This window comes from Mesorhizobium monacense, from assembly GCF_056781675.1.
Map to the genome: position 1 here is coordinate 12,281 of NZ_CM165567.1, position 22,039 is coordinate 34,319.

Annotated in this window: 12 protein-coding genes and 2 pseudogenes; 11 read left to right on the forward strand and 3 right to left on the reverse strand. The window is 62.4% G+C overall.

Annotated elements, in window-relative coordinates:
* Positions 1-276 precede the first annotated feature (276 nt).
* From AC1RUK_RS00060 to AC1RUK_RS00085, 6 genes and pseudogenes are all read left to right on the forward strand, one after another.
* A pseudogene (locus AC1RUK_RS00060) lies at positions 277-922 on the forward strand (transposase); the annotation flags it as partial.
* 721 nt (positions 923-1,643) lie between these two features.
* Positions 1,644-3,710, forward strand: a complete 2,067-nt coding sequence (locus tag AC1RUK_RS00065) for a DUF3363 domain-containing protein (protein ID WP_481837285.1) — start codon at positions 1,644-1,646, stop codon at positions 3,708-3,710.
* A 342-nt stretch (positions 3,711-4,052) separates the two neighbouring features.
* On the forward strand, positions 4,053-7,406 hold the full coding sequence (locus tag AC1RUK_RS00070) for an adenylate/guanylate cyclase domain-containing protein (RefSeq protein ID WP_481837284.1): 3,354 nt from the start codon (positions 4,053-4,055) through the stop codon (positions 7,404-7,406).
* 737 nt (positions 7,407-8,143) lie between these two features.
* Positions 8,144-9,394, forward strand: a pseudogene (locus AC1RUK_RS00075) (NAD(P)/FAD-dependent oxidoreductase); the annotation flags it as partial.
* A gap of 5 nt (positions 9,395-9,399) precedes the next feature.
* Positions 9,400-12,129 carry a nitrate reductase gene (locus AC1RUK_RS00080; RefSeq protein WP_481837283.1) on the forward strand — a complete coding sequence of 910 codons (2,730 nt, stop codon included), beginning with the start codon at positions 9,400-9,402 and terminating at the stop codon, positions 12,127-12,129.
* 209 nt (positions 12,130-12,338) lie between these two features.
* Positions 12,339-12,554 (forward strand): hypothetical protein, encoded by a 216-nt coding sequence (locus AC1RUK_RS00085; protein WP_481837282.1) that lies wholly within the window; start codon positions 12,339-12,341, stop codon positions 12,552-12,554.
* 336 nt (positions 12,555-12,890) lie between these two features.
* Here AC1RUK_RS00085 and AC1RUK_RS00090 read toward each other — a convergent pair whose 3' ends face one another.
* On the reverse strand, positions 12,891-14,882 hold the full coding sequence (locus tag AC1RUK_RS00090; RefSeq protein WP_481837281.1) for a BTAD domain-containing putative transcriptional regulator: 1,992 nt from the start codon (positions 14,880-14,882) through the stop codon (positions 12,891-12,893).
* A gap of 171 nt (positions 14,883-15,053) precedes the next feature.
* Here AC1RUK_RS00090 and AC1RUK_RS00095 point away from each other — a divergent pair, with 171 nt between their 5' ends.
* The 5 genes from AC1RUK_RS00095 to AC1RUK_RS00115 all read left to right on the forward strand — a co-directional run bounded on the left by AC1RUK_RS00095 (position 15,054) and on the right by AC1RUK_RS00115 (position 19,809).
* Positions 15,054-15,302, forward strand: coding sequence for a DUF1127 domain-containing protein (locus AC1RUK_RS00095; protein ID WP_481837280.1), 249 nt, complete (start codon positions 15,054-15,056; stop codon positions 15,300-15,302).
* Between the two features lie 70 nt (positions 15,303-15,372).
* A complete protein-coding gene (locus AC1RUK_RS00100; protein WP_481837279.1) occupies positions 15,373-15,603 on the forward strand; it encodes a hypothetical protein in 231 nt (76 codons plus the stop codon).
* An 808-nt stretch (positions 15,604-16,411) separates the two neighbouring features.
* Positions 16,412-17,776, forward strand: a complete 1,365-nt coding sequence (locus AC1RUK_RS00105; RefSeq protein WP_481837278.1) for a LuxR C-terminal-related transcriptional regulator — start codon at positions 16,412-16,414, stop codon at positions 17,774-17,776.
* Positions 17,777-18,192: 416 nt separating this feature from the next.
* A complete protein-coding gene (locus AC1RUK_RS00110) occupies positions 18,193-19,137 on the forward strand; it encodes a threonine ammonia-lyase (protein ID WP_481837277.1) in 945 nt (314 codons plus the stop codon).
* 204 nt (positions 19,138-19,341) lie between these two features.
* Entirely contained in the window at positions 19,342-19,809 is a 468-nt protein-coding gene (locus AC1RUK_RS00115; protein WP_481837002.1) for a hypothetical protein, read from the forward strand.
* 192 nt (positions 19,810-20,001) lie between these two features.
* Here the strand turns inward: AC1RUK_RS00115 and AC1RUK_RS00120 are convergent, their stop codons facing one another.
* Together AC1RUK_RS00120 and AC1RUK_RS00125 are read right to left on the reverse strand one after the other, a co-directional pair.
* A complete protein-coding gene (locus AC1RUK_RS00120; protein WP_481837276.1) occupies positions 20,002-20,874 on the reverse strand; it encodes an aldo/keto reductase family oxidoreductase in 873 nt (290 codons plus the stop codon).
* A gap of 519 nt (positions 20,875-21,393) precedes the next feature.
* Entirely contained in the window at positions 21,394-22,014 is a 621-nt protein-coding gene (locus AC1RUK_RS00125; RefSeq protein ID WP_481837275.1) for a TetR/AcrR family transcriptional regulator, read from the reverse strand.
* Positions 22,015-22,039: the final 25 nt, after the last annotated feature.

A 22,039-nucleotide genomic window follows, 5' to 3' on the forward strand; every position in this document is an offset into this window, starting at 1 on the left:
TCGCCGGCGGGCAAGCTCCTGATAAGACGCCTCGCCGATTTCCGACGCGACACGATGCCAGCGTCCCTTGAACGGCAAGAGGCCGCCGCTGCATGCCATCCATGCGTCAACTCTCGCTGCGACGGATTCAGGGACAATATCTCGGCGCGCGTCCGCGTCCGGTGCACCTCGCCTGCCAGATGTCGCAGGAGGGCGAAGGCAAGCGCGGGATCTCCTTCGAGGGCCGCCCTGTAGGGCAGGGACCGGTACTGCATTGTGTTGTCGGCCAGCGCGCCGAAGTCGTTTGGCATCCGTCTGGGCAAGGTCGGACGCGGAGCGTTCGAGCAGGCGGTGCGCACGGCTGCAGCGGACGATCCGCTGTCGAGCGAGCTGATGGGCGCCATGCTGTCGGCGCGCGCGGCGCTGTGGAAACAGTATTGCCGTCTGCACGATCTCGTCGTGAAGATTGTCGGGCGCAGTGAGCCGTGCCGGCGCTTCATGGCCATCCCCGGCGTCGGCCCGGTGACGGCGCTTTCGTTCATGACGGCGATCGATGATCCGACGCGCTTCCGCCTCTCGCGCGACGTCGCCGCCTACTTCGGGCTGACCTCGCGGCGCTGGCAGTCGGGCTCTTCGATCGACGTTCAGGGGCGGATATCGAAAGCCGGCGACGCGGACGTGCGACGCGCGCTCTACGAGGCGGCGTCAGGTTTGATGACGCGCTTCAAGGGCAGGGACAAGGTTAAGAGCTGGGGCCAGGAGATCGCCAAACGGCTCCTGCCACCGCAAGACCTGTGTCGCTGTGGCACGCAAGCTAGCGGTGATCATGCCCGCCATGTGGAGCGACGGCACGTTCTACGTCGGCGATCCGGCGGCGGGCCAGGCCGACGCCGCTGCGCGCGCACATGGCAAGGCCCGCAAGTTTCTGGGTGCACATCGATGAGCGGTGTGGCGGCAGTTGAAACGCATGGCGTCAGCAGTGTGATGGACGCCATCTGAGCTAAGGAGATCCGATCCGGCGGATGAGGACCGATGCAGACCAGGAACGACGGAACGCACGTTATCCTGCCTGCGGCCGTGCCGACGATGAGACGGCCGGACCGCGCTCGATTGCTTGTGACGATGCTCCGTCAGTCCGATGGAAAAGTGCGCCACGACGGTCCGAGTGCTGCTTTCGTGCAGCCGAAATACCCCGTCGCAGAGCGCGGAGGATTGCACGGCGCATTAGAACTCGACGCCCAAAGGCAGGATCGTAGCACAGAGAATAAAATCGTATATTATCGCAGCCGGAAGGAGGAACGACGATGGAAACGAAGTATCGCCAATGACAACCGATTAAGATGGCAAGATAAAGCGAGCTTGCGCTCGCACCTCGCTTTGCTCGGTAAGTTATTGTCTGCACATTGTTTTCGCCTGCGAAAACGGAGCCTCTTCAGGACTTTGAGATGTGTGGACGGCGCCGGTACTAGTGATAACGCACTAGTGGTGCTCGCAAATCCGTTATGCCGCAGCGATGTGTGATCCGACGTTTCTGCGCCACAGCCTGTCTTTGCACGCTGGAGCACGGTCAGCGCTCATGGCGTCTTGCGGAGCCTCAATCCGCCGCTGATTCTGCCGCCATGGTGGACCGAGACAACAGAGATTTCCGTGTCAGGCCGGGTCGCGTGCGAAGCGGCGGCACGCGCATCAATCCGCGCTCGCTGCCGTTCCTCGCGCAAGTGAAGGTTGCCGTCCGCAAGGCCGGCGGCAATCCGAACCGCATCGACGGCTCAGCGGGCAAGGGCAGCGGCCGGTTCAATACAAGGGGACGCGGCGCCAGCATCGCCGCGGGCCTGGCGCGCGACGGTGTCGGCTGGGACCGGGAAGGGGGCGGCGGCCGCTTCCGGGCGCGGCGGGTTATGGTCAAGGCGCGCGTGGTCAAGTTCGCGTCCCAGCGTGGCGCCAGCGGTCCGAAGATGCGTGGCGTCGCGACCCGAGCGGTCGATGCGCATCTGCGCTATCTCCAACGCGACGGGGTGGCGCGTGACGGTGAGAAGGGCCGGGTTTATTCCGCGCTCGATGACGGCCGCGACAGCGACGAGGGCAGGGCGTTCATCGAACGCTGCCGCGGTGACCGGCATCAGTTCCGTTTCATCGTCGCACCCGAGGATGCCGTCGAGATGGAGGACCTGCGCTCCTTCACCCGCGATCTCATGCGACAGATGGAAAGCGATCTCGGAACGCGGCTCGACTGGATCGCCGTCGACCACCACAACACCGGCCACCCTCACACCCATGTCCTGGTGCGCGGCGTGACCGATCAGGGCAGGGTGCTCAACATCGCCGGCAATTATATCGCCCATCGCATCCGCCATCGCGCTGGCGAGCTGGTGGCGCTGGAGCTCGGACCGCAGACCGAGATCGATATTGCCCACAAGCTGAGAGCCGAGGTGGAGGCCGAGCGGCTAACTCGCCTCGACCGGATGCTACTTGCCGAGCAGGAAGAGCGTGGCATCGTCGACCTACGGCCCGGCTCAAGCGAGAGCTACACGCTGCGCGCCAATCGCCATCTCCTGGTTGATCGGGCCAGGCGTCTGGAACGTTACGGCCTCGCCTCCGAGACTGAGCCCGGCCGTTGGATGATTGCCGGTGATGCCGAGCACGTCCTGCGCGACCTCGGCACGCGCAACGATATCATCAAGACCATGCATCAGGCACTCGCCGACCATGGCATCGCCGAGGAGCGCGGCCCCAGCCAGTACATCAGCCATGGCAGGGAGATCACCGAGCCGGTGATTGGTCGAGTTCTGGCCAAGGGGCTTGCCGGCGACGGGATCGATGGCGGGCTCTATGCCGTCATCGATGGCGTCGACGGACGCACCCACTATGTCGAGACGGGCGACGAGGCAAAGCTCGATGAGGTAAGGCGCGGCCACATCGTCGCCCTTGAGCCTGTTGCGGCAAAGGCTGAACCGCGGGCGGCCGATCTCAACATCCGCGACCTGGCGGCCGAACACGGCGGCATCTACCGGCCGAACCAGCATTTAGAAGCGGCACGGCCGCGCATCGAGCGCATGAAGGGCGATCCCGACGCCTTCATCCGCTCGCATGTTCGTCGTCTCGAAGCGCTGCGGCGGGCGGGAATCGTCGAGCAGATCGATGCCGACCGCTGGAAGATACCCGACGACATCGCCGAGCAAGGTGCGGCCTACGACGCCCGCAACCGGGGCAGGGACTTTACTGTCCGCACGCTCTCCTTCCTCGACCTCGAAAACCAGGTGACAAGCGATGGCGCGACCTGGCTCGATCGGGAACTGGCATCGGCAAACCGGACGCCGCTGGCACAGGTCGGGTTCGGCCGGGAAGTCACCGAGGCGACGGATCGGCGTCGTCAAAGTCTCGTCGATATGGGTCTTGCCGCTCGCCTGGACGACGGCCGGATCCGGGCGCCGAAGGATCTGCTCAGCCGTCTCGAGCAGGCCGAAGTCGCCCGCGTCGGCCGTGTGATGGCGGCCGAGCGCGGGCTCAGCTTCATTCAGGCCAAGCCCGGCGAATATGTCAGCGGTCGGCTTGCTGGTGCTGCCAACCTCGCCTCCGGCCGTTTTGCCATGATAGGCGACGCAACAGGCTTCCAACTCGTGCCCTGGCAACCAACACTCGAAAAACGGATCGGCCAGCACGTCACCGGCATCGCTCGTGAAGCCGGCGGCATCGAATGGAACTTCGGCAGAAAACGGGGGCTCGGGTTGTGAGGAGCGACGGGCCTATTCGGGCCGACTGAGTGTCGGGAACGCGCCAGGGCGGCCATGGGAATACTTGTCATTGAACGACCGAAGTTGGCCGACAGCGGACTGGCAGCTTCACGGTGCGGACCAGTCAAAACCGGACATTCAGGTAGACGTGGGCATCGTCGTTATCTGACCCGAGACGGCCGTTCAGTCTCGCGATCTTGAAGGTCCGGAAAGCGTTGCGAGCCGACATTCGCCCAAGCCACCTCGGGGTGTGTTTGCTCCGAAAGCGAAGACATGGATTGCGGAGTGTTGCTGTCCGGCTCGCGACGATCGTGATAGATTTCCAACTAGCGAGGTAATCTCATGCCGGACATCGCCTCTTGGTTGGCCCGCCTTGGGTTGGACAAGTACGCAGAGGTGTTCACTGCAAACGAAGTTGATTTCGATGCGCTTCGGCACCTCACGGAAGATGATCTGAGAGAACTGGATCTACCCATCGGCCCGCGCCGCAAGATCCTGGCGGCGATTGCCGCGCTGGATGACGATACCGTGTCGCCCGTGAGTTCCGTGTCGGTTCCGGTGTCTGTGCTGGCTGCACGTGAAGCCGAGCGACGGCAGCTGACAGTGATGTTCATCGACCTCGTGGGTTCGACCGAGCTGTCACAGCGGCTCGATCCGGAAGAAATGCGTGACGTCATCCGTGCCTACCAGACTGCGGTGTCGGCGGAGATTGCACGCTACGAGGGCTATGTTGCCAACCTCATGGGCGATGGCGTGCTCGCCTATTTCGGTTGGCCGCGCGCGCACGAAGACGATGCCGAACGGGCGGTGCGCGCGAGTCTGGCCGCAGCGGCGGCGACCGCTACTTTGATGACGCCGCTAGGTGAACGCCTTGCAGCCCGCGTCGGCATTGCCACTGGTCTGGTCGTGGTCGGCGACCTGATTGGCGAAGGATCTGCGCAGGAAGAGGCCGTCACCGGTGAAACGCCTAACCTAGCGGCGCGCTTGCAGGCCATGGCCGACCCCAATACCGTCGTGATCGCCGGCGGCACGCACCGGCTGGTGCTCGGATTGTTTGACGCGATCGATCTGGGCCATCGGCACCTCAAGGGTTTCGCAACTCCCGTTCCAGCCTGGCGCATCATCGGCGAGGCCGATACGGCGGGACGTTTTGATGCGCTGCACAGTGTAGCCACGCCGCTGGTCGGGCGATCCGAGGAGCTTGGACTTCTTGTTCAACGCTGGCAGCAGGCTCGGGCCGGAAAGGGCCAAGTGGTCTTGCTGTCCGGTGAACCCGGCATCGGCAAGTCGCGACTGACTGCCGCGCTGGAAGAACTATTGAGCGCCGAGCCGCACGCACGGTTGTGCTATTTCTGTTCCCCCTACCACGTCAACAGCGCGCTCTACCCCGTCACAAAGCAGCTCGAGCGCGCTGCGGGACTGGGGCGCAGCGACAGTTCGGACACGAAGCTCGATAAGCTCGAAACCCTGCTGCGACAGGGTGTCTCCGATATTGTCGAAACGGCACCATTGCTAGCAGAGCTGTTGTCAATCGACACCACCGGCCGCTACGCGCCCCTGAAGCTGACGCCGCAGGCGCGGAAGTCACGCACGTTGAGCGTCTTGATCCAACTGCTCGAAGGACTCGCAACGCTCCAGCCCATCGTAATGAGCATTGAGGATGCCCATTGGATCGACCCGACGACCAGCGAATGGCTCGACATGCTGATCGACGGTCTTCAAGACCTGCCGGTCCTCCTGATCGTCACTTTCCGCCCTGAGTTCCATCCGCGGTGGACTCTATTCTCGCACATCACTGCTTTGCCCCTTAGCCGCCTCGATCGCGACCAAGGATCGGCAATTATCGACCGTGTCGCCGGCGGCAAGGCGCTGCCGACAGAGGTCAGAAACCAGATCCTGGCCAAAACGGAAGGCGTGCCCCTGTTTGTCGAGGAACTCACCAAGACTGTTCTCGAGTCCGGCCTCCTCATCGATAGCGGCGATCACTTTGTCCTGTCGGGCCAGTTGCCCTCCCTTGCGATCCCGTCGACGCTGCAGGACTCGCTGATGGCTCGCCTCGACCGTTTCGCCCCGGTCAAGGAGGTGGCTCAGATTGGCGCCTGCATCGGCCGTATCTTCCAGCATCGTCTGCTGTCTGCCGTGACCGGTTACGACGATGCCCGGCTCGAGGGCATCCTGCAGCAGCTTGAAGAGTCCGAACTCGTTTTTCGACGTGGCGTCCCGCCCGAGGCGACCTACACGTTCAAGCATGCGCTCGTACAGGACGCCGCCTATCAGAGCCTCCTCAAGAGCCGACGGCAGCAGATCCATGCCGTTATCGCCTCAGAACTGGAGGTGCAGTTCCCCGGGATTGCCGAGGCTGAGCCTGAGACGCTGGCGCACCACTACGCTGCCGCGGGTCTTCCTCAGCAAGCCGTCGCCTTTTGGCTGAAGGCTGGCCAACAAGCCCTGGAGCGATCGGCCCATCCCGAAGCGATTGCGAACTTAGGCAAGGGACTCGAACTCGTTGCCGGCCTGCCGGACTCAGAGAGTCGCCTGCGACAGGAGATTAAGCTCCAGACAGCGTTGGGCGTGACCATGATATCAACCAGAGGCTTTGCATCGCCGGAGGTCCTGCAGGCCTTTTCCAAAGCCCGCACGCTTTCCGAGAAACTGGGTGACAGGGACCAACTGTTCGTCGCGCTCTGCGGTGAAGCCTCGTATCTCTTGATTTCCGGCAATTTGCGCGCGGCTGACGAACTTGGCCTTCAATGCCTGGAGCTCGCACGGGCATCCGGCGATCACGCCCTGCTCCTTGAAGCACACCATAGGCAATGGGTCACCAAGTTTTACATGGGAGACTGCGCTGCGACCGAACACCATCTAGATCACGGGATCGCCAATTACGACCGAGATCGGGATCATCGCTTGACTTACATCTATACAGGGCATGATCCAGGTGTCTGCTGCAGGAACTACTCTGCGCAGATGCTTTGGCTTCGCGGTTATCCTGACCAAGCTCTCGAGCGATGCCGAGACGCCGTAGCCTTGGCCGAAGGAGTGTCTCATCCCTTCACGATAGCGCAGGCGCTGTCAAACTTCACCGAGCTCTATCTGTTGCGGCACGAGCCCGACAAAGCGCGCCGCACCCTAGGTAAAACAATCGCGCTGTCAAAGGAATTCGGCCTGCAGCGCGAGATCTCCGAGGGCAGGTTCCAACTCGGCTGGGCGCTCGCTGAAGAGGGACATTTGATGGAGGGTATCCGAGAGATGCGCGAGGGACTTGCAGCTATCACAGCGATGGGTGTGGCAGCTGGCTTGCAACATAACCTCTGTGTGCTGGCGCAGGCCTGTGTCGAGTGTGGTGCGGCGAGCGAGGGAATTGACCTGTTGGAGCAGGGCTTGAGCATGACCGAGTCCGGCGCGAAGTATCGACTACCTGAGTTGTTCCGCACCAAGGGTGAACTCCTGCTGCGTCAAAATCCGAATGATGGTACCGCCGAAAGATGGTTCAAACGGGCCGTGACGACGGCCCGCGATGAAGGTACGAAATCGCTGGAGTTGCGGGCGGCTCTTAGCCTCGCACGGCTGCACTACAACCGCGGGAGCGACGAAGAGGCCCGTGACCTGCTCGCCCCGGTCTATGCCTGGTTCACCGAAGGTCTCGATACTCGTGATCTCATCGAAGCAAAGGAACTACTCGATCAATTTAGATAGATGCATTTTAGGATGGCCGCCAAGATCAAACCGAGCGCGCCTCGTTCTTTGTATTTTCGGGACGACAAGAACTAATCTCCGGGACGTCTGAATCGGTCCAAATCACCTCATATCATCTCCGGCGGCAACGACCGCTCTGCATCAACGTGTGGCCGTTCCTTCCACCACAAGCGAACGGCAGCAATTGGCGCATCGGCGACTTCCGAATCCGGTTGTCGAATGTCTGCTATTGAGCAAGGCTTAATACAGTCTCTACGGCGTCCATGCGGCGCGGAGCAGTCGCCTCGCGATCTGCACCGTGGTGGCTTGCTCGTGGCGACGCCGCGCAGGCTTGTCACGCCGGCCTTCTGCAGAGCCCGCGCTGCGGCCAATGCTGCCGCTAGCGATCGAGAGCGTCTGCTCCCTTGCGCTACGTCTTGTCCCTTGCGCTACGTCTTGAAATCGTGATGCGGCTCTGACCTCCGGCAACCCGGTCCGAGGAGCGTGAGGCGTTGTTACCATTGCCATGTGGGTGCGGCACATACTTGCTACACGGCGATGACATATTCTGCCCGTTTTAAAGGCACTAGGCGACATAGAACATCAGTGATCGAGCATGCTTCATGCTGCTGTTCGTCGTCGTTGCGGCCGCCTTCCTGTGGATGCATCTCGATGTCCGCCGAACCGCGCCGCCTCTGCGGCCGAGCCGCGGACCTTGTCGTACGCAGCGCAATGACGAGAGTGGAGCGAACCGTGACATGACCGAGAAGCTTGTCATCATCGGCAACGGCATGGCGCCGGGCCGGATGCTGGAGCACCTGTTCGAGCAGGCGCCCGGCCGCTACCAGGTCATTATCTTCAACGCCGAGCCGCGGGTGAACTACGACCGCATCATGCTGTCGCCGGTTTTGTCAGGCGAAAAGAGTTTTGAGGAAATCGTCATCCACAGCGACGGCTGGTACATCAGGAACGGCGTCACCCTCTACAAGGGTCACAAGATCGTCGCCGTCGACCGAGCGGCAAAAACCGTCACCTCCGACCACGGCGTCACCGAGCCCTACGACAAGCTGGTCATCGCGACAGGCTCGGTGCCGTTCATCATCCCAGTGCCCGGCAACAACTTGCCGGGCGTGCTCACCTATCGCGACCTCGACGACGTCAACGAGATGCTGCTCGCCGCGCAGTCGCACGCCAAGGCGGTTGTGATCGGCGGCGGCCTGCTCGGGCTGGAGGCCGCGGCCGGCCTCAACGCGCAAGGCATGGACGTCACCGTGCTGCACGTCATGCCGACGCTGATGGAGCGCCAGCTCGATCCCGCCGCTGGCTACCTCTTGCAGAAGGCGGTCGAGGCGCGCGGCATCAAGGTCATCACCAAGGCCATTACCAGGGCGATATCAGGCAACGGCAAGGTGGAGGCAGTCGAGCTCGCTGACGGCAGCGTCGTTCCGGCGACGCTGGTCGTGATGGCCGTCGGCATCAGGCCGAACGCGTTCCTCGCCAAGGAAGCCGGTATCGCGGTCAACCGCGGCATCGTGGTCGACGCCGGCATGCGCACTTCCGACGCCAGTATCTTCGCGCTCGGCGAATGTGCCGAGGTCGGCGGCAATGTCTACGGGCTGGTGGCGCCCCTCTACGAGATGGCACGCGTTGCCGCCCACCAGCTTGCGGGCGACGAAAGCGCGGCCTTCGTGCACAGCGATACGCCCACGAAACTAAAAGTCACCGGCATCGACCTGTTCTCTCTGGGCGACTTCGCCGACGGCGAGGACCGCCAGGAGATCGTGCTGCGCGACGCGCCTGCCGGCGTCTACAAGCGGCTGGTGCTGACGGACGACCGCATCATCGGCACGGTGCTGTTCGGCGAGACCGCCGACGCCGCCTGGTTCAATGATCTGAAGAAACGACAGGTCGACATCTCGGAGATACGCGACACCCTTATCTTCGGCCAGGCCTATCAGGGAGGGTCCCCCCTGGACCCTATGGCGGCCGTTGCAGCCTTGCCGGATGATGAGAGATGGACGAAGCGCGCGTGGTGAGGACCACCTGCCCCTATTGCGGGGTAGGTTGCGGCGTGTTGGCCGAGGTCGCCGCGGACGGAGAGGTCAGCGTCCGCGGCGACCCCGATCATCCCGCCAATTTCGGTCGGCTGTGCTCGAAAGGCTCAGCGCTGGCCGAGACGATCGGTCTCGAAGGCAGGTTACTCTATCCTGCGATTGGCGGCCGGCGCGGGAGTTGGGACGACGCGCTCGACCTGGTGGCTGACAAATTCTCGGCGGTGATTGCCGAGCACGGACCGGACTCGGTCGCGTTCTACGTGTCGGGCCAACTGCTCACCGAGGACTACTACGTCGCCAACAAGCTGATGAAAGGCTTCATCGGCGCGGCCAACATCGACACCAACTCGCGACTCTGCATGGCATCGTCGGTCGCCGGGCACCGCCGCGCCTTCGGCGCCGACATCGTGCCGGGGACCTACGAAGACCTCGAGCTCGCCGACCTGATCGTGCTCGTCGGCTCGAACCTCGCCTGGTGCCACCCCGTGCTCTACCAGCGCATCGTCGCAACCAAGGAGAAGCGGCCCGACATGAAGGTCGTGGTCATCGATCCGCGTCGCACGATGACCTCCGACATTGCCGACCTGTACCTGGCAATTCGGCCGGACGGAGACGTCGCGCTGTTCGCCAGTCTGCTCGCCTGGCTGGCTCGGAGCGGATTGCTGGATCGAGACTTCATCGCCGCGCACACCAGCGGGCTCGAGGACGTGCGGGCCGCCGCGGAAGAGCTGTCGCCGGCTGACACTGCGGCTGTCACCGGGCTGACCGAGGCCGAGTTGCGGGCGTTCTACGAACTGTTCGGGCACACCGAGAGAACGGTCACCGTCTTCAGCCAAGGCGTGAACCAATCGATCGCAGGCACCGACAAGGTCAACGCCATCATCAACTGCCACCTTGCGACGGGGAGGATCGGCAGGCCGGGCATGGGACCGTTCTCGGTGACAGGCCAGCCCAACGCCATGGGCGGGCGCGAGGTCGGCGGCATGGCCAATATGCTCGCAGCCCACATGGAGATCGGGAATGGAGCGCATCGCGAGCGGGTCCAGCGCTTCTGGAGCGCGCCGACGATTGCGGCACGGCCAGGGCTGAAGGCCGTCGACATGTTCCGCGCCGTGGCTGACGGGCGCATCAAGGCGCTGTGGATCATGGCGACCAACCCGGTCGATTCCATGCCCGATGCGGACCGGGTTCGGGAGGCGATCGCGGCGTGCCCGTTCGTCGTCGTTTCAGACATTTCGGCCGAGACCGACACGATCCGCCACGCGCATGTGAAACTGCCGGCCGGCGGCTGGGGCGAGAAGAACGGCACGGTGACCAACTCTGAGAGGCGGATCTCCCGCCAGCGCCCTTTTCTCGGCGCCCCCGGCGAAGCGCGGCCGGACTGGTGGATCATCTGCGAGGTGGCCAAGCGCATGGGGTTTGGCGAGGCGTTCGCCTACGCTTCCGCGGCCGAGATATTCGCGGAACACGCGGCGCTGTCCGGGTTCGAGAATGACGGCGAGCGCGGATTTGATATCGGTGCCTATGGTGGTATCGACGAAGCTTCCTACGAAGATATGGAACCGTTCCAGTGGCCGGTGCGGGCGGATGAGATCGAAGTGGCGCGCTCACCCGACACCCCCTTCTCGGCTGCCGCCCGTCGCGGGGAGATGTCCGGCAGGACAAAGGGGGGTGCCTTACGCTTCTTCGCCGACGGCAGGTTCTTCAACGTCAACGGCAAGGCGCGGTTTGTCGCCGTGCGGCCAACCCCGCGTTGCGAGATGGACGCTTCGTTTCCGCTCACCCTCAATACCGGGCGCGTGCGCGATCACTGGCACACCATGACCCGCACGGGAAAGAGCCCGCGCCTGTCGCAGCATCTCACCGAGCCCTTCGTCGAGCTCAATCCGGAAGACGCTGCGAGGTTCGGCATCGGCGATGCCGACATCGTCAGGCTGGCCAGCCGTCACGGGGAGGTGCTGGCGAGGGCGCTGCTGACGGAGCGCCAGCGGCGAGGGTCGGCGTTCGTACCAATGCACTGGACGGACGAGTTTTCGGCCAGGGCGCGAGTCAATGCTCTCATGGCACTGGTCACAGACCCTATCTCGGGTCAGCCCGCTTCGAAGACCATGCCGGTGCGGGCGGAGCGCTTCGCGGCGAGAATGTTTGGCTTCGCAGTGCTACGCGCAAAGCCCAGCTCGATCGATGCCGACTACTGGGGTCTCGCGCGATGCCGAGGCGGCTGGCGCCTGGAACTCGCGTGGGCGGCCGAGCACGAGGACTGGGCGGACTTTGCGCGGTCGCTGCTCGGCAACGATCCGACAGCCGAGTTGCCTGCCTACCATGACGCCGCGAACGGTCGACACCGCTTCGTCTCGATCACCCGCGGCAGACTCGTGGGCGCAGTCTACCTGGCGCGCGAACCTGTCGCAGTCTCCCGTAACTGGCTGGTGGCGCAACTCGCGGACGGCCAAGCGCACTCCCGCCTCGCCTTGCTCGCGGGCCGCCCCGGCAAGGGCCAGGCGGACCACGGCGCCATCGTGTGCTCCTGCTTCGGCGTGGGCGCCAGCCAGGTCGCCGCTGCCGCCCGCGACGGCTGCGCGACCGTCGAGGCGATCGGCGCAGCACTGCAGGCCGGCACCAATTGCGGCTCCTGCCGCGCCGAAATCAACACGATCATCGCGGCCAACCGGCTCGCCGCGGCGGAGTAGCCCAACCTTCGCATGGATGACCGAATGTGATGAGTCTCGCGGCGGCCGCTGCGAAGGGGCGAGCGGTTGGCGGGCGCCGCTGGCGCGAACAGGCGATGCGGCTCAGCCCGCTCACGCCATGAACTGCGTGCCGCAAGGCATTATCGGTTTCGGCAATTTTTTGTCCGGCCGCCACGAGCAGGCGATCGCGGCCGGCCGGCCGGCGGGCGGTGGAGCTAAACCCGGGCTTCAGCATCCTCCATGGCTGGCTGGCCGCTCCCCTTGCCAGGCTCGGCCGGCTCGACGAGGCGAAAGCGGCGGCCGCGCGGCTAATGTCGCTCGACCCGCACTTTGCCATCGGCCACCGGTCCGTCGCCGTCGGACTTGCGCCGGATATCATCGATGACGTCACTGACGCCATGCGGATGGCAGGCCTGCTAGAATAGCAGCCCCGACGCAATTATGTCCGCTTTTGGCGGATGGACCGGATCGTCTGATTGACTGACATGCGGCGCAAAGCTGCCGATTTTTCGAGCCCAAGATTGACCAATTCGCGTCAAGAGCCAACCTTTGCCGGCGGACAATCGATGCTAACATTGTGGCCAATTAAACGGCGAGCCATAACTTCGGCGGAAGCGACCCTCAATCCGGGAACCCAGGCCGGTTGTTTGGCCAGGATCTTCGGGCTCACCCTCACGCCATCCTTGAAGCATTTTTGGCGCTCCTCCGCCGGCTGCGAGTTTCGCTCGCGTCACCCGACGGGCGCTTTTGCGGACGGATGGTCAGCGCTCGGGCAATCCTGCCAGCTTCAAGGCTTCGACCACCTGGTCCGCCCATTTCGGCGTGTTCCGAAGAATAGGTAGAGACCGGTATCGCTCGATCGTGAAGTCCGGCTGGGCGGTAAGCAGCTTTTGCGCGGCCCAGCGTGCGGTCTCTAGATCGCCGCTCATCGCCGACCAGGCGGCGAGGTATCGATAGGACATGATGATGTCGGGATGGGCGGCGATGACCTCGCGGGCGATCGCGACAGCCTGCGAAAGCGAACCTGTCTTGGCCATGGCGGTGGCCATTCCCAGTTTCATGGCGAATGTGAACGGATCCATCGGGCTCAGCGCCATCGCTCGCTGGAACAGTTCCGGCGCGCGGGCGGCTTCGCCCTTGTAGATCGCGATCCAGCCATGGCGTGCCCATGCCCAGGCATTGTTCGGATCGAGCGCGAGCGCCTTTTCGATGAATGCGGCAGCGCGCTCCTGGTCGCCGCACATGCTCAACGCCGAGCCGGCGGCGGCCAAAGCGGTTGGATCGTCGCCGATCGAGCCTGCGGCTTCGACCGCCGCGCGCGCCTTGTCTAGCTCGCTCTCTGGATGCTCGGCCCATAGATACGAGGCGTTCGAGGCGTGGCACCACGCCAGAAGCGCATGCGCACGACCATAGGCCGGATCGACCGCGATCGCTTTCTTGAGCAGCTCTATCGCCTGGTCGTTGGTGTCCTTGCGGCGGCCCCAAATGTGCGGGTAGGCGCGCATGACGAGATCATAGGCCCGCAGGCTGGTCGGCGGCTTGCGCTTGGCCAACTCGATCTCGGCGCGGCGAATCGCCGGATGGATGGCGCCGGCCACCTGCGCGGCGATCCTATCCTGGAACTCGAAGACGTCCTCGGTCGAACCCTCGTAGCGCTCGGACCACAGTTGCGCCCGCGTCTCGGCATCGACCAGTTGCACGGAAATGCGCAGCCGGTCGCCGCCCCGCCGTACAGTGCCTTCGACCACGTAAGCGACGCCGAGTTCCCTGCCGACCTCAGTAACGTCCACGAAGCGTCCCTTGTAGATGAAAGCAGACTGGCGGGCGATGACGAAGAAGTCACGGATGCGGGAAAGCGCGGCAGTGATCTCCTCGACAACGCCGTCGGCAAAATACTCGTCGTCCGGGCCACCGAGATTGTCGAAGGGCATCACCGCCACCGAGGGCTGGTCGTGCGGTCTCGCCGACGCTCGGACAGTCTGAGGAGGCTCGGTGTCGTGCGCCGTTGCGGTCTGGCGATGTCGGCCCCGCATTTGCAGCGAGGCCGCCAGTGCATTGGTCTGTGCCTCGGGCTCGACATCCAGATGCTTCTTCAGCAGCGCGCGGCAGGATTCGAACTGGCGCAAGGCCGCGTTTTCGTGGCCCCTGGCGGCGTGGATCCGCATCCATGCCCGATGGGCCGCCTCCGCGGTCGGATCCGATACGAGCAGCCTTTCCGCGAGCCGTTCGCAGGCCACTTCATCCGCTGATCCGGCTTCGGGCCGTGCCAAGCTGAGGCGTTCCACCAATTGCAGCGCTTTTTGCCGGTAGCTGATCTGATAGGGGCTGAACCATTCATCCAGGCCGTCGGGAATGGCTTCGCCCGCAAGCACGTCACCACGGTAGAGGTCGGCGGCGAAGGCGAGGTCCGCCGTTCCCCTTTCGGCGAGCTTGCGCTCGAAGAGCCAGATATCCGCTTCGTCCGGGCCGGCCGTCAGCGCCACCGTTTCCTGATCTCCCTCGATGGAAATGGCTGCATTGCCGGCGGGGGGAAACCATCGCCTGATGTCGGCAAGCGCCTGGCGCAAACTATTGCGCGACTGCGCATCGCCTCGTCCCGGCCAAAACCCCTCGCAAAGCCGTTCGCGATGGTGGCCCCGGCGGCCCGCCAGGACCAGGGCGGCAAAGAGGAGCGCGGACTTGCGCGTTGCGAACCGGACAGGCTGCCCCTCTGCCGAAGTCACTTCGAGACCGCCAAGCAACCGGATGCGCACGACGCCCCTCCGAATTTCGAACGCACCGGCACAATAGCACCTTCGGCGGTCGATTTAACGCGGATTTAACGGCGGTCCGTCGGCCTTTCCCTCGACGGTTCACGCCTGTCTGAACAACCGCAAATCGCCCCCGTGGCAAGCTCCGGCCGTAACCTGGAACGGGAGAGTGAAATGGCTCACACGGAAGCTCGCGCAGAGACCCGCACATCGAAACACCGGCTGCTTGGGGCAGCGTCGAACGGCATGGCGACAGCGGTCGCTGCCTTCATGGCCTGGCGGCGGGCCGTTGCAGGGCGCAGGGCATTAGCAGACCTGACGCCCGATCAGTTGAAGGACATCGGCTGTCTGGAGCCCCCAGCGCCGAAGTTCGTCGTCAGGGTCGGGGTCGGCCTCATGACGGATCTGATGTCCATGAGATGAGGTCCGCCACATATCTCGCGTCGCTCGAAAACCTGCGCGTCGCTGCCACCGCCAATCATGGAGAGTAATCATGCATGTGAGGGCTGACACGCCGATTGCACCCACGACACTTTCGCGGGGGGAAGCGCTGAGCATCCTTTCGGCCGGCATTGCAGGGCCCTGCTGTGGCGAGGCCAACGAGATGCTGGCCTGGCTCTACCTGCTGACGCCCAGCGAGCCAGCATCCAGCGAGACGGGCGCCGAACCGCCAGTCGATCGCCCCCGGCTGTGGTCTCGCCTGCGCAGCCTCTTGCGGAGTTGATCTTGCCGACAGCGGAATGGCAGGTTGTGGCGTCCGCGAAGCGAATATCGGAGTTCAAACCGATAAGGTTAAGGTCTTGGATTGACCCAATCCGGCCCCTTCGTTTCATGACGTTCTACGGAGAACCGACTCGAATCAGCCTTTCGAATTGCGTATCGTCGGGCTGGAAGGCCATTCGTCGCGCCAGTATGGGTGGGAGCAACTGAATCGGCGTGACTTGGTCCCCGATATCGTTCCTTGGACCTGCGGATTATTCGCGGTCATCTCGGGTACGACAGTGTAACCCTGATCGACAAGCTGCAGTTTCAGCTCTGCCAGGTGGCGCCTGAATCCGTTTTCGATGTAGCTGCGAGGATACCGCCATCCGTTCCTGCATGCTCGCACGAGGATGTCTGAATACAGTTCAGCGCTGGCAGCTTTCACCGCTTCTTCGGAAATCAGTTTGCCGTTAGTTTGGGTGCCTTCGGACAAGCATGGCCCCGCCGACACCGACAGCACCAGTATTGCGGTCAAGACAGACAACTTTGTCATGGAGGCCCGCCGTGTTCTGAATCGACCAGGGCCTGCCAAGCGACCAGACCCTGCCGATCTGCGGAGGCTAGGATGCTGACCCGTCGGATGGAATCGTGCAAATGCAGTGTTTTCGATGTCGCATCTGTAGTATTTTCACCCTGATGCAAGGTCATCGGTTCTTGGCCACAGGTAGGCAGCGGATGGGGAGTTCGACACAGTGCTTCGCGCCGTAGGCAATCCACTCGCCGGCTTGTCGGATCGGGAGCTGGTGGTTGCGGCAAAGTTCGCGGAGGGAATGACCTATCGCGAAATCGGCGAAACACTCTTCATAGCGCCTACCACCGTTCGGACCCATCTTTCGGCCATTTATCGGAAGCTCGATGTTCGCAGCAAAGTGGCGCTTGCTGGCTTACTTGCCGATCACCGCCAGCAGGACCGCAGCCAGGCACTACCCGGAAGCCTTTCGACCGACGAGTCGGGCCCGCCAGTCGTCGCGGTTCTCCCGTTCGACAATCTAGGCGGAGAAGAACGCTGGACTCGCATCGCTGATGGTTTGTCGGCGGACCTCATAGTTGATCTCGCCCGTTACCGCGACCTTGCGGTGATCGCCCGTCAGACAATGCTTTCCTACAAGGGACGGCGTGTTGACGTGCGAGCCCTCGGACGAGAGTTGAATGCCGACTATGTGATCGAGGGAAGTTTTCAAGTGGACGGGCAGCGGGTGCGCATCCGCGTCCAACTCGTTGACGCCCACACAGGGGTCGATGTTTGGACGGTGCGTTACGATCGTTCGGCGAACAACCTGTTTGCGATGCTGGACAGCGTGACCGAAAACGTCATCAATGTCCTTGCAACGTGCCACGGTCAGCTCGCCAATCTGCGACGCGATGTGGCTCGTCGGAAGCCTCCAGCAAGTTTGCAGGCCTATGACTGCTATCTGCTTGGGCTTGAGCAGAAGCACCTTTTCACGCGTGAGTCGAACAAGGAGGCGATACGGCTACTGGCGCGTGCGATCGAGCTCGATCCGGGTCTTGCAAGAGCTTGGACCGCGCTGGCAATTGCGCATGGTGTGGATGCTTGTAACGGGTTTACCAACGATGTTTCCGGCTCGATCGAGAGCTGGAGCAAATGTGTCAAGCAAGCGCTGGCGCTCGATCCGGCCGATATTTACGCCCGCATAATGCTTGCCGATCTTCGGGCATTGCAGGGCGATATCGAAGCCGCTGTCGAAGAACATGACCGAGTGTTGGCGGCGGCTCCAAATGACGCTGACTCACTTGCCTTTCTTGCAGGTAGCCTAGCTCTTGTTGGCAGCGATGCGAAGCGCGGCTACGAACTGGCCAAGCGAGCGGTCCGGCTAAATCCGTATGTTCCCTGGTATTATGGAATGCTTGCGCGATGCAGCTTCGTTCTTGGCCTTCACCGGGAATCGCTGGTCGCTCTACGTCAATCTGCGCCAGACTCACCCGCCACACTTCTATTCCTGGCAATGGCTCATGCGATGCTCAATGAAACGCCTCAGGTCGCCAAGATTAGTGCGCGACTGAAAGACGAATTCCCGAACTTCACGGCTGAAGTGTTCATCAGTACCTATCCGGTTACCAATCCTGTCGCTATTGCTGCGATCAGAGAAGGCGCCCGTCGTGCGGGTTTGGCATAGCTTCATTCTTAGTCAACTCTGAGGCGTGATAGCTCCCTCGGGCCTCGGTCCCATTTTCGTTGGCACAAGCGGCGAATGTCCGCTTGCGGCGCAACGGAGATCTATACACCAGTCCAAGTAATGTCCGCTTGTGGGAAGCGACAGAGATCATCCAAACGACCGATATGCGGCGCAAAGCGGCCGTTTGACCCTAAGGTTGTAAAAGGCGCAAACTGGACCATTCGGAAGATTCTGCCATCTGACACAAAGCGCTTTCTATGTATCGCCCGCATCCACAATCTCGGCGATCCCGGCAGAATTCCGGAAACCGTGCGTTACCTGTCAGACGGCATCGTCTACGGTCGCCGCCAGCCTGGCCGAGTGGTCGTCGACAATTGCTGCGCTGCAGTCGCGACCCGCTATGAGGGAGAGCTGGCTTGATCGATATTGAGGACATCCACACCGCAGCCGCCCGCATCGAGGGCAATATCAGGCGCACGCCGATGATTGCCGCGACCAACCTGAAGACGCCGCTGACCGGCAGCATCGAGCTGATGCTCAAACTGGAGCTGCTTCAGGTCACCGGTTCGTTCAAGGCGCGTGGCGCCACCAACAAGTTGCTGTCGCTGGACCGCGCAGCCATCCAGGGCGGCATCGTTGCAGCATCGGGAGGAAACCACGGCGTTGCCACGGCGCGGGCCGGGTTCATGGCTGGTGTGCCGACCACCATCTTTCTGCCGTTCAACGCCTCGCCGGCCAAGATCGAAAAGCTCGAGGCATGGGGCGCTGCCACTCGCATCATAGGATCGGCGTGGCACGAATCCAATGAGGCGGCACAGGCATTCGTAAGAGAAACGGGGGCGGTCTATTTCCATCCCTTCGCAGATGCTGCGGTGGTGGCCGGACAAGGAACCGTCGGCCTTGAAATTCTCGATCAGATGCCTGACGTGACAACCGTACTGGTTGCTATGGGCGGCGGCGGGCTGATCAGCGGCGTGTCGACCGCGATAAGGGCGCTGGCGCCTCATGTCCGCATTGTCGGCATCGAGGCGGCAGGGTCGCCGGTACTGCTGCGCGGGCTAGAAGCCGGACATAATGTGGCATTGGACAAGATCACGACCTCGGTGGCCACCATGGCTTGCGCCAGAACCGACGACCGCATCTTCGACATTGTCCGTCGCGGCGTCGACGAGATCGTACTGGTCGACGATGCCGAGATGCTGCGAGCCGCCAAAAGCCTGTGGTTCGAAATGGGCCTGGCAGCCGATCTCAGCGGCGCCGCCGCCCTGGCGGCGCTTGCTGAAGGACGGGTGCAGGTCAACAGCGGAGAGCGCATTTGTGCCATCGTTTGTGGAGCCGGACCGGACGCCATCCTTGACTAAAGAAGTGCGTCACGTTCGGCTGCATAGGACAACTCGACCGGGCCTGCTCTCGCCCACACGGGTGAAGGCATACTGAGCCGGGCTTCGTGCCGGATCAGGAGGTCGAGGCGGTCATACAAATGAACGAAGCCCTTTCGCCTGACGAATGGGCGTTTCCGCGGCACCTCGAAGCCGCTAAGCATTGGTTTCAACGGGGAGGGCGGAATGAGGACGCTGTTATTTGCCGCCGCGCTTACCTGCGCCGCCATCGCCGCTCCCGCCAAGGCGCAATCGGATGAACTCATGACGGAATACGGCGAAGGGACGTTGTCCTTTTGGTATGCCGAATGCGACGACCCGATCGAATGCAAGTTTGCGTATATTGGATGCGAAGACGGCCCGTGGATCCAATTTTCGATGGATCAGCGTGAAGTTGCGGCGTGGTTTGCCGAATCGAATGGGCGTGTCCTGCTGAAGGTGGGACAGGTCTCGATGGAGACGATACCGACTGAGATTAGGCACGCCGACATGGATGACGACTGGTGGCCGTCCGTATCGACACCGGACACGGAGGCATTATGGGCAATGCTACAGCCAGGGCGGACTCTCGAGATCGCCGCAGGCCCGAAAAAACAGCTCAACCTGGTTATTCCCAAGCAGATTGAGTACGTCCGCACGAGCTGCAAGAAATGACGGCAGCCAGCGTCCAAACACAAAGCGAAGCCAGGAGGTGTTTCACGTCAGTCTCCTATCAATGTGCGGCCATCACATGGCGCACAGCAGTGTAGTCCTCCAGCGTGTAAAGCGACATATCTGCGCGCCAACTGGCTCTCAAAGTAGCGGCCCCACACGAACTGATTGCGGGATGGGTGTCGAAATCGAACGTCAGTTTGCGGTAGCAGCTATGCTGTTGAGCACATCCATGTCGTACTCCGACAGTTCGATCTCTGCCGCGGCCAGATTTTCCTTGAGATGCGCCACCGATGATGTGCCGGGGATCAGCAAGATGTTGGGCGAGCGATGTAGCAGCCAAGCCAGGGCAACTTGCATCGGCGTCGCACCAAGTCGCGTCGCCACCTCCGACAAAGCGGTGGATTGCAGTGGGCTGAAGCCGCCAAGAGGGAAGAACGGCACATAGGCTATGCCGTCGCGGGCGAACTCGTCCACCAGGGCATCGTCTTCACGATGCGCTAGGTTGTATTGGTTCTGCACGCAAACAATTGGCGTGATGTTGCGGCCCTCGGCAACCTGGGCCGCGGTGACATTGCTGAGACCGACATGCCGAACAAGACCACGGCTCTGCATTTCCGCTAGGGCAGTCAGCGGTGCCTCGATCGAGCCCTCCACTGCCCCCATGCCGAACATGATGCGTAGGTTGACTACCTCGATCCTATCGACCCCCAAATTGCGTCGGTTGTCTTCAACGGCCTTTGCCAAGTCGCTCGCCGAGTACGCCGGCAGCCATGAGGCGTCGGAACCGCGAACGCAGCCAATCTTGGTGACGATGACCAGATCGTCGGAGTAGGGCGAAAGGGCTTCGTGAATCAGCCGGTTGGTGACATGCGGGCCGTAATAGTCGCTGGTGTCGATATGATCCACACCCTGGGCAATGGCTTCGCGCAGCACCGCGCGTGCGGCGTCCGGATCGCGGGGTGGGCCAAATATGTGCGGGCCTGCCAATTGCATTGCTCCATAGCCCAGCCGCTTCACGCGACGCTCGCCCAAAGTGAAAGTGCCGGCTGCTTCGATAGTGGACATGATCATCTCCATTTGTCAGTGCCCTAAAATAGAGTTGGTTGATTGTTATGGTAACGGGCCACAATCCACACACCTGCGCGACGGATCGGACAATGAATTTTCGATCTCAACGTCGTAGGCAGAAAGAGCATCCGCTCTGCCGCAGTCCACGGCTCTGGCCTGGTCGTCGAAAGCTGCATTTGCGGGAACCATCGGCAACAGCAGGTCGACGTCGGCAAATGGCACAACCGTGACACCTCGGCTGTTCGCACAGATAGCCGCTTTTGGGATGCGGCTCGGATCTACTCAACCGCCTATATTGGGCGCGTTGCCGTCCGGCTGCTATTCGACGAGAACGGGCCGAGAACAGACCGGCAGCTTCGGTCTGCGGATCGTCCAGAGCGGACATTTAGGTTGGGCGCGGGCATCGTCGTGACCTGACCCTATCCGGACGGCCAAGTTGGGAATCGAAACAGCAGCAATGGAGCGGATTGCGGACGTCCCGAAACAGGCCGATGAGCGAGGTAGGATCATTGTTCCTTACGTGGATAGTCCACTCTGTCGCCCTCTCGGCCTCTCCGGCAATTGTTTCTGATGTCTATCAAGGAGTACCTTGGCAGCCGCTGAAGCTGCTGTGGAATAGCCATGGTCGCCGTGGACCAGGATCAGCGAAATCGCGCCTTCCGACAGCAGCCAGATTGCACGGGCGAGTTCGCTTGATCGTTCAACGCCAGATTCCGTAAGAAGCTCGGCCAGACAGCGCTCCAATTGTGCCTTATGCCGACGCGCAATCAATCGCGCCGGGTGACCGGGCAGATCGGCCAGTTCTATGACCAGTCGCGTGAATCCCGAGCCCGACCAGCGTGGCCTGTCTGCCCAGACAGCAAGCTCTCGAAACATACCCTCCACAATAGCCTCCGGCGAACCAGAGAGCCGGTCTCCAAATGTTCGAAAAGCCTGCAGGGCCAAACCGTGTTGAGCTTCGAGAACATCTGCCAGAAGTTGGTCTTTACTCCTGAAATGATGGTAGAGCGTGCGCTTTGTAAGCCTCGCTGCGGCCGCGATCTCATCCATGCTGACCCGGCTGAAGCCACGTCGACGGAACAGCCTATACGCAGCTTCGAGGATGCGCTTGCGCGTGAGTTCGGCGGATCTGGGCACACATCATCCTTCCGAAAAGTATACT

What these genes read in the sequence shown, in the direction of transcription:
- AC1RUK_RS00070 (WP_481837284.1), top strand. Translation starts at nt 4,053, where the DNA reads ATGCCGGACATCGCCTCTTGGTTGGCCCGCCTTGGGTTGGACAAGTAC.
- AC1RUK_RS00080 (WP_481837283.1), top strand. Translation starts at nt 9,400, where the DNA reads ATGGACGAAGCGCGCGTGGTGAGGACCACCTGCCCCTATTGCGGGGTA.
- AC1RUK_RS00095 (WP_481837280.1), top strand. Translation starts at nt 15,054, where the DNA reads ATGGCTCACACGGAAGCTCGCGCAGAGACCCGCACATCGAAACACCGG.
- AC1RUK_RS00100 (WP_481837279.1), top strand. Translation starts at nt 15,373, where the DNA reads ATGCATGTGAGGGCTGACACGCCGATTGCACCCACGACACTTTCGCGG.
- AC1RUK_RS00105 (WP_481837278.1), top strand. Translation starts at nt 16,412, where the DNA reads ATGACCTATCGCGAAATCGGCGAAACACTCTTCATAGCGCCTACCACC.
- AC1RUK_RS00115 (WP_481837002.1), top strand. Translation starts at nt 19,342, where the DNA reads ATGAGGACGCTGTTATTTGCCGCCGCGCTTACCTGCGCCGCCATCGCC.
- AC1RUK_RS00120 (WP_481837276.1), bottom strand. Translation starts at nt 20,874, where the DNA reads ATGTCCACTATCGAAGCAGCCGGCACTTTCACTTTGGGCGAGCGTCGC.